Raw genomic sequence first — 13143 nt, 5'->3', positions numbered from 1 at the left:
TTATGTTTCTAGGTAATGAAAATCTATACAATTTGGTAAGACCCGATTTAGAAAACAAACTCAATTTACTTAAGGACAAGCCGGAAGAAAACATTGACTCCACTTTAAAAGCCTTAGGATTTGCGGCTTTAGGCCTTTGTAAATCGGCCGAAACAGCTGCAAAACTGCCTTTTCCGGAATTAACGGAGGAGCATAAAAACAGGCTCTTCGAGCTTCTCAATCAAAGGCTGGACAGTACGCCTCTTGCCCATATAACAGGCCGGCAAAGCTTTATGGGGATTGAGTTCTTATGCGATGAAAGAGCCCTTATTCCAAGAAAAGAAACTGAAATTCTAGGATACAAAGCGCTTGGCCTTTCTCAGGAAATTGCCAAAGAAAAACAAAGAGCGAACATTATCGACGTCTGCTGCGGTTCAGGGAATCTAGGTTTAGCCATCGTCAGCCACAATGCTCAAGCCTATGTTTATGCCACCGACCTTTCTGCGGAAGCCGTTGAACTCACGCAGGAAAATATCTCATTCCTAAATCTGGGTGACCGGATAAATGTCAGACAAGGAGATTTATTATCGGCTTTTGAAACGGAAGACTACTTTGAAAAAATAGACCTGATCGTTTGTAACCCGCCTTATATACCCAGCGCCAGTCTTCCCAAAATGAACACTGAGATATTGGCTCATGAACCGGTTTTGGCCTTTGACGGCGGCGTTATGGGTATTAGCCTGATCCAGAAATTAATCCTTGAAGCACCGCGATTTTTAACAAAATCAGGCGCGTTGATTTTTGAAGTCGGGGTTGGACAGGGTCGCTTCGCTTCACGGTTGTGCCAAAGAAGCGGACTTTACAGCCATATTGAATCGATCTCTGACGATTCGGGAAATATACGGGTGATATTGGCTCGAAAATAACCTTTGCAGTAATTCTCTTATTTGCCAAATTGAAGTCAGCATTATTGAGGAGTTTACTATGTCTATCCGTATGACTACGGTTCTCAAGTTCGAGGGGCCGCCAGCGTCTGAACACACGAGTCCATGCACAGCATCTAACGCAATGCGACATCTTCCACGCGACATCGGATATTGCACCGATGCCGGAATTTGCTAATTACTGTTATCAGCAAAGATGACGTTATGCCTCGATTATTACAGGATACCTTAATCACGACTGCTGAACGCTATCCGGATTACACGGCTCTGGTCGCAGGCGATGTACGGATGAACTACCGCGAAGTAATCGATTATGCATGCCGTTTGGCTCATGCCTTACGCTCTCTCGGCATCAGCCGCGGCGACCGTGTCGCCATTTTCATGGACAACAGCCGGCAATGCGCGTTGTCCGTCTATGGCATATTACTGGCCGGCGGCGTGTTTGTCGCGATTAGCGCCCAAACCAAACGCGACAAGCTGGCATTTATCCTGAACGATTCAGGCAGCCGCGTATTGCTCAGCGAGCCCAATCTTGCGCGCGTGTTTGCCCCGCTGGCCAGGCAAATGCCGGCGCTGAAGATATTGTGCACTGCCAACGCCAAGGCATTACCGGCCGGCGTTGAAAATACCGACGAGATATTGGCCGACATGCCTGTCACGCCGCCGCCGCAACCGGCTATAACCTTGGACTTGGCTGCGCTGATCTACACCTCCGGCACTACCGGCGTTCCTAAAGGCGTAATGCATACTCACCGATCGCTGTTATTTGTATTGAACAGCATCAATGAATATCTGAGCTTTTCAGCCAATGACCGATTATTTTCCGCATTACCGCTCAATTTCGGCTACGGCCTTTTCCAATGGCTTTCCGCAGTGCATGCCGGAGCAACATTGGTCCAGGAGCGCTCTTTTATCTTTCCGGCGCAGGTATTCAAGCGCATGCATGACGAAGCGGTCACCAGCTTTGCCGGCGTCCCGACAGTCTTTGCGATGATGTTGGCGCACGATGCCAAGCAAGCGCTACGCTTTCCCAGCGTGCGCATAGTGACTAACGCTGCCGCAGCGCTGCCGGCTGACTTTATTCCCGGCATCCGGCGGATATTTCCTGAGGCCGGCTTATACAAAATGTACGGCCAGACCGAGTGCATCCGTTGCGCCTACCTGGACCCGGCCTTGGCCGAGCTCAAACCGGAATCGGTCGGGTCCGCGATACCCGGCACCGAACTACTGTTGCTGAATAAAGACGGGCACACAGTAGCGCAAGGTGAAATCGGCAATCTGCACATTCGCGGCCCTCATATCATGCAAGGGTACTGGAACCTGCCGGAAAAAACTGCCGAGGTACTGGTGCCCGGTCCGCTACCGGGCGAGTTTTTATTGAAAAGCGGCGATTTATTCCGGCAGGACGCTGACGGCGATTTATGTTTCGTCGCACGTAGCGACGAAATCATCAAAAGCCGCGGAGAAAAAGTCAGCCCAGCCGAGGTTGAAAATGCCATCTATAGTCTTCCGGCCGTGCAGGAAGTCGTAGTGGCGGGCGTCCCCGATCCTCTGCTAGGTGAGGCCGTATGCGCCTTTGTGGCTGTGCGCGAAGGTGAAAGCCTGAGCGTGCAGCAGATTAAACATATTTGCAATGAACGGCTGGAAAACTACATGGTGCCTAAACACGTCCTGTTACTCCCGAAACTGCCGCACACAGCCAGCGGCAAGTTATCACGGAAGCTAACGATAGAACAGCACGCCGCATCACTCGCAAAATTAAAATAATCCATTATTGAGGAGTTTGTTTATGTCTACAAAGCTTAATATAGGACTCAAGCTGGACGAGTCATTTGAAAATATTACAGCCGGGCTCAAGCTGGATGAAGCCGCTGAAACCACTAAAATTACCGAACGCATACGCGAACTGTTGCGCAGCCATCTGCATCGGCGCGGCTTGATTGTCGCGATTTCCGGCGGCATAGACAGTGCCGTCTGCGCCGCACTCGCCGTTCGCGCAGTTGGGCAAGAGCGCGTATTTGGTTTATTGCTGCCTGAGCGCGACTCTGCCTCCGAAAGCTCTATCCGCGGCCGCCTAGTCGCGGATCAGCTCGGCATCGCTTACGAGGAGTTCGATATTGCCCCGGTATTGGAAGCTTTGGGCTGTTACGACTGGCGGGACGATGCCATTCGAGCAGTCTTCCCAACCTATAGCTCCGATTGGAAAAGCAAAATTACGATTGCCGGCGGACAAACAGGTGGTGTCAACTATTTCAAACTGGTCGTGCAATCTCCGGATGGGCAATTGTTCGAGGAGAGGCTGGACTCGAAGAATTATCTGCAAATTGTCGCCGCGACCAATTTCAAGCAACGGGTGCGCAAAACTGTTGAGTACTTTCATGCGGATCGTATGCACTATGCCGTCATTGGCACACCTAACCGCCTGGAATACGACCAGGGTTTTTTTGTCAAAAACGGCGACGGCTCGGCCGACATAAAGCCGATTGCCCACTTATATAAGACTCAAGTTTATGCGTTGGCTCGTTATCTGGAGCTGCCTGAAGCCGTCTGCAACGCCCAGCCCACCACCGATACCTACAGCATGGCGCAAGGACAGGACGAATTTTATTACGCCCTGCCTTACGACAAAATGGATATTGCCTTGCTGGCTTACAACAATGGCGAACCGGCCTCGCAGTTGGCGCTGGAGTTGGGTATTCACCTGGACCAGGCGAAATTCATCTACCGCGACATCCAAGCCAAGCGAAAAACCACTGCCGCATTGCATTGGCCTGGAATTCCGATGGAAGCGGTGATCGGCCCGATCACAAAACCGCCGATGCTTATCTGAACGAAAAACCATTGAGCAATACTGAGCGGAGGCAAGGGTATGACGATGAGAAATAAGTGTGGATGGTGGTTGATTGCGGCAACCCTATTAATACTACCGGGCTGTAATCAATCCAAACGCGAGGAAACATCGATGGCAATAGCAACGCAAATCAACAGGCCGGAATGGCGGGTGCTGGAAAAAATGCGGGTAGTTTTCGGACACCAATCGGTGGGCTGGAATATCCTCAACGGCGTAGAACTGCTAAACACCAGGAACGGCGGCAATCTGACTATTCGCGAGCAACGGACAGCGCCTAAGACACACGGAATCAGTCATTTCGCGATCGGCAACAACGGCGACCCGCTATCTAAAATAGAGGATTTTGCAGCCGCCATCGATGCCGGCGCCGCCCAAAACGCAGATGTGGCGTTAATGAAGCTCTGCTATATCGATTTCAACGCCGCTACCGATGCCCAGCAACTGGCGAACAGTTATATTGCCAATCTCGACTCATTGGCTAAGCGGCATCCCAAAACAAACTTTGTCGCAGTCACCGCGCCGTTGATGGCCGTACAAACCGGACCGAAGGCCTGGCTTAAAGGGCTGATAGGCAAGCAGCCTGGCGGTTATGTAGACAATCTTAAGCGTGCGGAATTCAATACGCTACTGCGCAAACGCTATCTTGCAACAGGACGCCTGTTCGATCTTGCGCGGGCCGAAGCTGAATCGGGCGGCAAGTCCTGCCAAGCAAGCGTCAATGGGCAAATAGTCGAGGCACTGTGCCCTGAGCTGACAAACGATGGCGGCCACCTGAACGAACGCGGGCAAGAACTCGTTGCCACGGCCTTTTTAAATTTTGCCAGCTCACTATCTACCGAGCAGGTAGCAAAATGAACCGCTTAGCCCAGGACGTTGAGGCTTCTCCTGCCCCTCAACAAACACAGGCAGATGCTGTTCGTCAGACTGTTTATAAAATAACCCCTTCTCCTTGGCCCATAGACGACCGGATCAGCAGCGACATCGACAACGCTCATTGTCGACGCTGGCCGGATCGTCCTGCCAACTTAATCTCACGTTCACAATTACTGGCGGTTTCTCCGGGCTTACGGCTGATACTGATACACCGCATCGATCACTGGTTATATTTAAAACGTAAAAATAACAGCGCACGCAAATGGCTTTGGCGGGTCATGCTGATTCCGATTGCACTGATGAAGCTGACGATGATGAGGATGAACGCCAAAAGCGACATTGCCAACGACTGTGAGATTGAACAGGACGTGCTCTTTTCCGATCAGGGCAATATCATTTTCGGAGCCCGAAGAACCGGCTCCGGAACTGTGATCGGCACGCGCGTCACCGTCGGCATGAACCATACCGATAGAGGGCGGCCGAAGATTGGCCGCAATGTCTGGATCGGTTCGGATTGCGTGATCTACGGCGCCATCACTATCGGCGACGGGGCTACGCTACTGCCGGGCACAGTGCTCAGCAGAAGCGTCCCGCCCGGCGTTATGATGCAAGGCAATCCTCCCCGATTAGTGGCGAGGGGTTTTGATAATTCCCAATTGCGGGAGCATTGCGATTTGGATGCCACGCACTATGTGAATACGGGACAAGAAGATTAAATGTTCGAGAATATTCGTATAGATATTATGCACGTACATCGCTGGACCGGCACGGCCCGCCCGATTGATGTGCTGGGCTCGCTTTGGGTAAATTACGGACTTCAGGCGCTGATGATATACCGCTTTGGACGCTGGTTGGGCCATCTGCGCAAATACCGCTGCGGTTGGCTGATTGCAACGTCTCTCGCCCCGGTTTACCGGGTATTGTCCATATGTGTGCGTAACGCCTACGGTATCGATTTGGATCAAAGTGCGGATATTGGCCCCGGCTTCTGCATCGGACACTTCGGCGGCATTGAAATCAGAAACTGCCGCATCGGACCGAACTGTGTGATTCATCAGCAAGTCAAAGTGGGACGGGACAATAAAACGGCCGGCAACGGACCGGTGATTGGCGAAGGCGTGTATATCGGCGCCCATGCACGGATATGCGGAGACGTCAGTGTCGGCGACGATGTCACCATAGGCGCCGGCGCTGTCATCTCCGTGGACATCCCCCAACACTGCTTGGTGCTCGGCAATCCGGGACGTATTGCCCAACGAGACTACAATATCAGCAATCCGGGCCGCATGACGCAACAAGATAATTGCGCGGTATAAAGCTGAGTTGAGCAGCTTGTCTGCTCAAACGAAACTTATGCCCTTTGAGTATAAAGCTGAGTTGAGCAGCCCGCCTGCTCAAACGAAACTTATGGCCTTTGGCTATAAAGCTGAGTTGAGCAGCTTGCCTGCTCAAACCCTACTTATGCCCTCTGGGTATAAGGTCTTGATTAACCGAGGATCTCGACCTCGATCAATTATTGAGCGGCAGCGGCAGCGACCGCCCCTAACCAGCTGTAGACGCGCTTAACCAACAGCCCTTCATCGTGCAAATAAGCATGGCCTTCATCATCGATTTTAACCTGCCGGTAACCGCTATTTTCTTTTGCCGCCAAACGCCGCTCCCTGGCGCTTCCAGCCACATCGGCTATGTCCAGTGAGCCGTAAATATCCAGCATCGGAATCTTGATCTTCTTGATGAAATCGAGTGTTTGCGCCATTTTGTTGTCAGTCGCCGGCACCGGCAAGCTAATGGCTACCAATGCTTTGATATTAGCCCCTCGCTCAGACAGCGCGTAAATGCCCATCAAGCCGCCGATACCATAACCGATCACTACGACATTGGTTGCGCCATTGCCGTTGACATAACTAATTCCCGCCTGAATCCGCGCCGCCGCCTCAGGAAGCAAAGCGTAATATTCTTCCTGTTCAGCGCCGGCCTCCCTAAGCGGCATTTGCAGCGACAGTGTTGACCAGTTATGTTCGGGTAAAAGGACTCTTAAACGATTGACCAGTTGCTGCTGGTCGGGATGTCCATCGATATCGTGCAGAATAATTGCAGCGCCATTGCCGGACACTTTTTCAGTTTCCGTATAAAGACCGAGAAACTTTCTTCCTTCTGACTCCAGCCAAACCGTCTTGCCGACAGTCAACGTCTTGCCGATGCCATCGGCAAAATCGGCTTCCCGCTTTTCATCGCTAGCCCAACAGACAGAGCCAAGCAAATACGCAAAACAGAGCGTAAAAACGACCGGCGTAAATCTCATTCGCGGCCGTAAAAATCGCTGTACCGGTATATATCATGCACATGCCGCAGCAGCACCATAATGACCGAAGCGACAGGCAATGCCAGCAAAATGCCTAGAAAACCGAATAGCTGGCCGCCGGCCAATACCGCAAACATCACCGCAACCGGATGCAAACCGATTTTATCGCCTACCAGCATCGGCGTTAACACCATGCCTTCGAGGGATTGCCCAACGATAAAAACGATGGCGACCGGCACCAGTTCTATCAGGTCGTGAAATTGCACCAAGGTGGCTATACAGGCCGTAACGATGCCGACAATCGAGCCCAGATAAGGCACGAAACTGACCAGGCCGGCCAACATGCCTATTAGCAACGCCAAATCGAGGCCGGTCATCCACAGCCCGATACTGTAAATACAACCCAGGGCCAACATCACGTAGAGCTGGCCTCTAACGAATGCAGACAACACGGTATCGACTTCTCGCGCCAGCTTGGACGCGGTAGAAGTCACGCGCCGGGGCAATAAATCATGGATTTTGACGATCAGTTCATCCCAATCGCGCAATAAATAAAAAGTAACGACAGGAATTAACAGCAGATTCATCATCCATTCGGCTATGACCCCGCCGGAATGGGAAACCGAACTCATGATAGACGCGGCAATACCGCCGGCCTGTTCCCAGTGGCTCTTAACAAGATTAATGATTTGGTTGAGGTTAATCGGCCTGATGCCTAGATGAAATCGACGCTGCGTCCAAGGTATGACGGTCTCGTTCAGCCACGTCACATAGGCGGGCAGACTGCCGACAAAATGCTCGACCTGGTATTCCAAAAGAGGGACAAACAGCAATAAAAACAATACAAAAACCAGCGTCATCCCGGAGAAAACCACCAGCACGGCCTTGGTCCTGGATAATTGATACGTTTCCAATCTGTCGGTCAACGGATCGCCTAAATAAGCCAGCATCGCGGCAAATGCAAACGGCATCAACACCGGCGCCAACAGATAAACCAGCCAGGCTAAACCCGAGATAAAAACCAAGGCCAACCATTTTTGTGAATCGGTCATTTACAAATCCTTAATTTATAGTTTAAGTGGATTAGTACCGTTCATTAGCTGCCGTGTAATTAACGATAATTTACCAGCCGATACGCCGCCTATCGTCGTCGGCTGGTAAATAATTTTCTACGATTAAGGCGCCAAATTGAGTGCGACAACCGCAGCAGCAATAGCGACTAAGGCTAGCGCTATCAGAACAATGCTCTCTTTGGTCTTAAAAAAGGCCGGGGCGGCTTTTTCTTCGATAATTTCTACGCCTTCAATACGCGCATTAACCGCTTTGAACTTTCCTTGATTATCTCTTGCAGGCTGGTAATAAATAATATCGCCGGTTACCGGGCGGCGACTCGCTCCCTTGAGCGCAGAGATATGTATAAAAATATCTTTTCCACCACCATCAGGGCTAATAAAACCAAACCCCCGATCTTCTTTCCATGTTTTTAAAACTCCTCTAATCACTGTTTTTGTCATAAAAATAAAAATTTCTTCTTTGTTATCTTAACCCCGGCTACATCAATGTAGACTACGGGATACGAGTTTTGTGGTGTCCAAGTTCTAAAGCTGTTTTCCGGTTGGATAAACGAAGCGCATCAAAATGGCCGATCCAACCGGAATTCCATTAACCTATATTTTTTTCTTTATGATGACCTTATCATCAATAATCAGTTCGGAAATCCCGCCCAACGCAGCATGCAGCGTGCACGATGCATGTTTGAAGCCGCCGTTATTCGCGTTTTCGCCTACCCATTTCAACGTCAGGTAAGTCTCTTTATCGCTCTCGGTTTCAGAAGTGAGAAACACTTGCTCTCCGGTTACTTCCTTGATTTTCTGAGGACATTTGTTGTTTGCCATCGCTTGCATTGCCGCCATGCCTCTAATCTTTGCCGCCGCTTCCATTTGCTCTGGCGTCTGCTCTTCTTTGCTTAGGCCAACCAGAATAAAACCCATTATAAAAACTGAAGCAACCGCTATCATAATTTTTTGTACTTCTGACATTTTTCTTCTCCTCGTTGTGATAATCCCCCGGCATTCTACAGCTTGCCCGGCGTATTTACCTTAAAATTCTATAGCCGCCTGTCGCCCGGCAACTTATAACATACCAGTCCCAATTCCTGTTCTTATCGATCAATATTAAAACTCAATCCCTTGCTCAGCCTTGATGCCCTGCTCATAAGCGTGCTTTATCTTCGTCATCTCGGTAACGGTATCGGCAATTTCCATGACTTCGGAGGCTGCATTGCGACCGGTCAAAACTAAATGCATCCAGGCAGGCTTTTCATTGCGGATAAAATCGGCTATTTCCCGGCCGGAGATCCAATTATAGCCACAACAGTAATTGATCTCATCCAGCAACACCAGATCGAATTCTTCAGACAGAATCTTAGCTTTACTGAACTCCCAAATTTCCCGGCTGGTTTTAATATCCTGCTCGGGATTCTTGGTATCCCAAGTAAATCCGTCGCCCAGCGCATGCCATTCGATATTCTCAAAGCGTTCGGCGGCTTTTTGTTCGCCGGTTTGCCATTGTCCTTTAATATATTGGATCACGCAGACCTTCATATTCCAACCGGCGGCACGAAAAACCATGCCCAACGCGCTGGAAGATTTCCCCTTGCCCGAACCGGTATTGACTAAAACCAAGCCCCGGCGTCTATCTCTGGATTTCATAAAAGCTTATTCCTTAAATTTGAAACACACCTGTTTTATATAAAGCTGAGTTGAGCAGCTTGTCTGCTCAAACCCTACTTATGCCCTCTGGGTTTAAAAAGGCATTATCGCCCGAATCCGCTCCTGAACACGACACATCTTGATCAAATGCAAGTCCCCGCCTCCCGTATTAGATAATTTCAGCAGCATGAGGTTTAACTAAGGTAATCATACGTATTGAACAATGCTGCTTTTCTAGCATAATGAATTTACAGGGAATTTTCCTGTATTGTCTGAGCTGAACGAGGTCTATGGAATTGGAAGGCGGTAACAAAACAGCATTAGCCGATCATTTCGGCTGAGAACAACATTCCAGGACGGAATTTTTACGATTACTGCCGAATTGCCCTCACCATCATAAATCCATTTTATGCCATATAACTTGAATTAAAGCTGAGTTGAGCAGCTTGCCTGCTCAAACGAAACTTATGCCCTCCGGGTATAAAGGAGCACTATCAACGCAATCACTTGTGTAATTTATTTTATGAAAAAACTGATATTTAGAAACGTCCTTAATTCCCGTATACATATAAAAGGAACACTTTAATGAATACAAAAAGCACGTTAGTCATATTATCTCTTTTTTTCACCGCCGGTAATGCTTTCGCTACCGACCCCTTTTACGAAGGTGCGAACGGCATTCGCGAGCAAATATTCGTCCCTCATTGCTTGGGCTGCCATTCGTCCAACCTGGCCGGTTCGGCTCGAAACGGCGCCCCGGATTCATTTAACTGGGATACTTATGAAGCAACATTACAGAATGCCGCTCGCGCTGTCGCAAGAGCGACAGACCCCATGCCCTCTTTTAACGACGGTATCCCTGTACTTAACCAGGAGCAGAGTGCGGCCATGCTCGCTTGGCAAAGAAATGGCTACCCAAGAGCAGCCACTACCTCGGGCATTGCCAATTATTCCTACGACAATAACATGCTGACATTGCCTGTCGTTAATGTCGGCAGTCAAACGTACAACGCTACGCTTAGACTAAACACCATCAACAGCAGCCCGACAGGCATTGGCTTTGTGTTGGAGACCGCCCAACCAACCACAGACTCTTCGGGAAATGCTGCGAATTTTTTCCCGACAACCGGGCAAATGACTATTCCTGTTGTTCAGCTGATGCAAAATGGCGCTAGCCAAAATCAAGTCAGTGCCGAATTGACGTTGGTGCCAAACTCCAATCCATTTTTGTTCATCTTGAACAGTTATAACACCGTCCCCGGAGCACAATAATTCCCCGCCGAACAGAACCGCGAGGGTTCTTGCCGGAACGGTTACTTTGATTTTGAAAAATGGCGCACTGCTTTTGCAAGCAATTGTATTGGGTTGCATTTTCTGCAACCCAATACATCATGCAGGAGTGTTTATATTTATTTAAGCCCCTTGGCTCTAAGATGCCCGGCAAATTTCTTGTCTGACCCGAGAATATGATGTTGCAGCCAATCTTGTAAAAAATGCATGGTTTCCATGGTGATGTGAGCGTGCCCGCTTTTCAGTTTTTTCTGCAAATCGACTGCGGTATTCACAAGATCTTTGTGCTCCTGCCGATGAGTTTCCGAGTCCGGATAATCATACTCCAGCATTAATTGCTCTTCGGTTTGAAAATGAAAGCCCGTATATTCGATAACCCTATCGAGAACCTTATTCATTATCTCGCTGGCATCGCCGGCCAGCATATGGTTATGCAAACCATTAATAAGCTGGACAAGCTTTTGATGTTGTTGGTCGATTTCTTCCACTCCAACTGTAAGTTGGTCGTTCCAGGTAATTAAAGACATATTTTTCGTGCTTTTCGTGGACAGTGCGTAACATCAATTTATAAGAAAAAAGGAGGCCTTGCACTGTGCCTAATCAAGTTTGTTTGAAAAAACCGCACAATACAAAACCTCAAAGCTTGGGTCCATTTTTTCCTACTGTTGCAACTCATTGGCATGGCAGGTTAAAAACTGGCCTGCCCGTAACGCCAAAAGCAAGCGTTCGCAAAATTCCAGACTGCCGAGTCTCCGAACACTATGCATATGATGATTGTCTTCGAGCCATGCTAAAACGTCGGCAAGTGTGCTGCTGTCGCCTGTAATCATAATTCCGCCTTCCGGCGATTTAGCATATTTCAATTGACTGGGATAATTAAACTTTACGTCTGCTATGGCGGATTTGGATATCCCCATGATTCTGGTAATCAATGTGTTGTTCATCATTGTATTTCCCCACCCTTTAGTTAAAGACGTCAGCGGAGATTTAAAACTCAAAGACAACAACTGTCAATCGGTTTTATCGATTTTATCGAATAAATCGGTTGTCTATTGTAGTCTAATAGAACCACGGTATCATTCGGGGAAAGCATATGATTAACGTAGCCCGTATGCAGCGTAGCGGAATGCAGGCTGATCAACGCCTCGAAGCCCTGAATCCGTAAGTTCCATCCAGACTATTTGCTTATAAGCCGAACGAGCTGCGTTGCCTTGCTCAAACATCGCAAAAATGCTTGAAAACGGGGGTAGCTTGTGTATCAGTGTGGAGGGAAAACAAAGGTTAGGGACAAGCTTGCAAATCCAGTCCCGTTTGGAGGCGCGATGCCTGCCAATATGCCCTTTATTCTTTTTGACTGTTGGTTTCTTCGTAACCTGCCTCAAGGAAAAACTCACCTACAGGCATGGTAAAGGGCAGTCTAATGATGGGGGTATTTGTTTTATGGGTGATCAAATAATCACTTCCAAAGATAATTGTTGGCAGCGATAATTTGAAAAGATAACCTTCATTTTCAAGCTCGCTTTTTGCGCCGCCGAGAACCATATTGGCGAGCTCTCCAACCAAGTCAATCACCATGCCGTCAATGGCAGTCCCTACGCTGTCAGGAGGCATCATATTTTTTGCAACCAGTAAAATGGCAGACTCAGAAAAAGTTAACGCAATGGATGCTTTTCCTTTTGCCCCAACCATGTCCATTAAACCGGTAATATTTTTCCCTTGAACAGACTGTAAATTTTTTTTTACCTCTGGAGAACCAACTTGGGGTTCAATATGCGCCATCGTCGAAAACACAATCAACGTTGACTTAAGAACCGGATTGATGAAATTAACTTTCATGCTTTAAATCCGTTTAATTTGGTAAAAATGAATAGGACTTTCAATAGCGTTTTCCAATCTATTTTAAGGTTCAAACTCTGGTTTTAATTCAGGCGTTTGTTGGGCCTGCGCATAACCATAATACGCCGGTCTTTGATGCTTCGTTCCAACTCTTGCCCACGACTTCAAGCTCATCCGCAATATATTCAAGGTCGGGCAAAGCAAAACGACCGAAACTAATAAACGCCGCTTGTTCATTCGCCAACACTATTACGCCAGTTTTATTAATATAGAAGTTACGCATTGACCGCTGGTTAATATTGTGGATTGAGCTGGTCTTTGCCCGGCATAAAGCCGGTGATGAACGTGGCGATAACC

Annotated in this window: 15 protein-coding genes and 1 pseudogene; 7 read left to right on the top strand and 9 right to left on the bottom strand. The window is 48.7% G+C overall.

From position 1 onward, the window contains the following. Positions 1-2: 2 nt before the first annotated feature. The 6 genes from prmC (at position 3) to EKO24_RS15465 (ending at position 5963) form a co-directional block, all read left to right on the top strand. On the top strand, positions 3-905 hold the full coding sequence (gene prmC / locus EKO24_RS15490; RefSeq protein WP_127028396.1) for a peptide chain release factor N(5)-glutamine methyltransferase: 903 nt from the start codon (positions 3-5) through the stop codon (positions 903-905). Positions 906-1127: 222 nt separating this feature from the next. Continuing rightward, a complete protein-coding gene (locus tag EKO24_RS15485; RefSeq protein WP_127028397.1) occupies positions 1128-2690 on the top strand; it encodes a class I adenylate-forming enzyme family protein in 1563 nt (520 codons plus the stop codon). Between the two features lie 22 nt (positions 2691-2712). Beyond that, complete coding sequence (nadE, locus tag EKO24_RS15480) at positions 2713-3753, top strand: NAD(+) synthase (RefSeq protein WP_127028398.1); 1041 nt, start codon at positions 2713-2715, stop codon at positions 3751-3753. Between the two features lie 39 nt (positions 3754-3792). Then, the gene (locus EKO24_RS15475) at positions 3793-4629 is read left to right on the top strand and encodes a hypothetical protein (RefSeq protein ID WP_127028399.1); all 837 of its coding nucleotides are present in this window, start codon (positions 3793-3795) and stop codon (positions 4627-4629) included. Beyond that, positions 4626-5363: a DapH/DapD/GlmU-related protein gene (locus EKO24_RS15470; RefSeq protein WP_127028400.1), complete on the top strand. Its 738-nt coding sequence runs from the start codon at positions 4626-4628 to the stop codon at positions 5361-5363. Before EKO24_RS15475 ends, EKO24_RS15470 begins: the two co-directional genes overlap by 4 nt. Further along, positions 5364-5963, top strand: coding sequence for a serine O-acetyltransferase (locus EKO24_RS15465; RefSeq protein WP_127028401.1), 600 nt, complete (start codon positions 5364-5366; stop codon positions 5961-5963). 197 nt (positions 5964-6160) lie between these two features. Here EKO24_RS15465 and EKO24_RS15460 read toward each other — a convergent pair whose 3' ends face one another. The 5 genes from EKO24_RS15460 to cobO all read right to left on the bottom strand — a co-directional run bounded on the left by EKO24_RS15460 (position 6161) and on the right by cobO (position 9660). Then, entirely contained in the window at positions 6161-6949 is a 789-nt protein-coding gene (locus EKO24_RS15460; RefSeq protein ID WP_127028402.1) for a DUF3530 family protein, read from the bottom strand. After that, complete coding sequence (locus EKO24_RS15455) at positions 6946-8001, bottom strand: AI-2E family transporter (protein WP_127028403.1); 1056 nt, start codon at positions 7999-8001, stop codon at positions 6946-6948. Before EKO24_RS15455 ends, EKO24_RS15460 begins: the two co-directional genes overlap by 4 nt. A 123-nt stretch (positions 8002-8124) precedes the next feature. Then, on the bottom strand, positions 8125-8463 hold the full coding sequence (locus EKO24_RS15450) for a cold shock domain-containing protein (protein WP_127028404.1): 339 nt from the start codon (positions 8461-8463) through the stop codon (positions 8125-8127). A gap of 153 nt (positions 8464-8616) precedes the next feature. Continuing rightward, on the bottom strand, positions 8617-8988 hold the full coding sequence (locus tag EKO24_RS15445) for a hypothetical protein (protein ID WP_127028405.1): 372 nt from the start codon (positions 8986-8988) through the stop codon (positions 8617-8619). 135 nt (positions 8989-9123) lie between these two features. After that, positions 9124-9660 (bottom strand): cob(I)yrinic acid a,c-diamide adenosyltransferase, encoded by a 537-nt coding sequence (gene cobO / locus EKO24_RS15440; RefSeq protein WP_127028406.1) that lies wholly within the window; start codon positions 9658-9660, stop codon positions 9124-9126. 585 nt (positions 9661-10245) lie between these two features. On the opposite strand from cobO, the gene EKO24_RS15435 reads away from it, so the two are divergent. Next, positions 10246-10932, top strand: a complete 687-nt coding sequence (locus EKO24_RS15435; RefSeq protein ID WP_127028407.1) for a c-type cytochrome — start codon at positions 10246-10248, stop codon at positions 10930-10932. A gap of 137 nt (positions 10933-11069) precedes the next feature. On the opposite strand, the gene EKO24_RS15430 is transcribed toward EKO24_RS15435, so the two are convergent. From EKO24_RS15430 to EKO24_RS15415, 4 genes and pseudogenes are all read right to left on the bottom strand, one after another. Then, positions 11070-11477, bottom strand: coding sequence for a bacteriohemerythrin (locus EKO24_RS15430; protein ID WP_127028408.1), 408 nt, complete (start codon positions 11475-11477; stop codon positions 11070-11072). Between the two features lie 132 nt (positions 11478-11609). Then, entirely contained in the window at positions 11610-11897 is a 288-nt protein-coding gene (locus tag EKO24_RS15425) for a hypothetical protein (RefSeq protein WP_127028409.1), read from the bottom strand. A gap of 394 nt (positions 11898-12291) precedes the next feature. Beyond that, on the bottom strand, positions 12292-12786 hold the full coding sequence (locus EKO24_RS15420; RefSeq protein WP_127028410.1) for a chemotaxis protein CheX: 495 nt from the start codon (positions 12784-12786) through the stop codon (positions 12292-12294). An 88-nt stretch (positions 12787-12874) separates the two neighbouring features. After that, a pseudogene (locus tag EKO24_RS15415) lies at positions 12875-13143 on the bottom strand (hypothetical protein); the annotation flags it as partial.

Source organism: Candidatus Methylobacter oryzae, assembly GCF_003994235.2.
Lineage (GTDB): Bacteria > Pseudomonadota > Gammaproteobacteria > Methylococcales > Methylomonadaceae > Methylobacter_A > Methylobacter_A oryzae.
The sequence above is the reverse complement of the archived record's forward strand: the minus strand, read 5'-3'. Positions and strand labels throughout refer to the sequence as shown.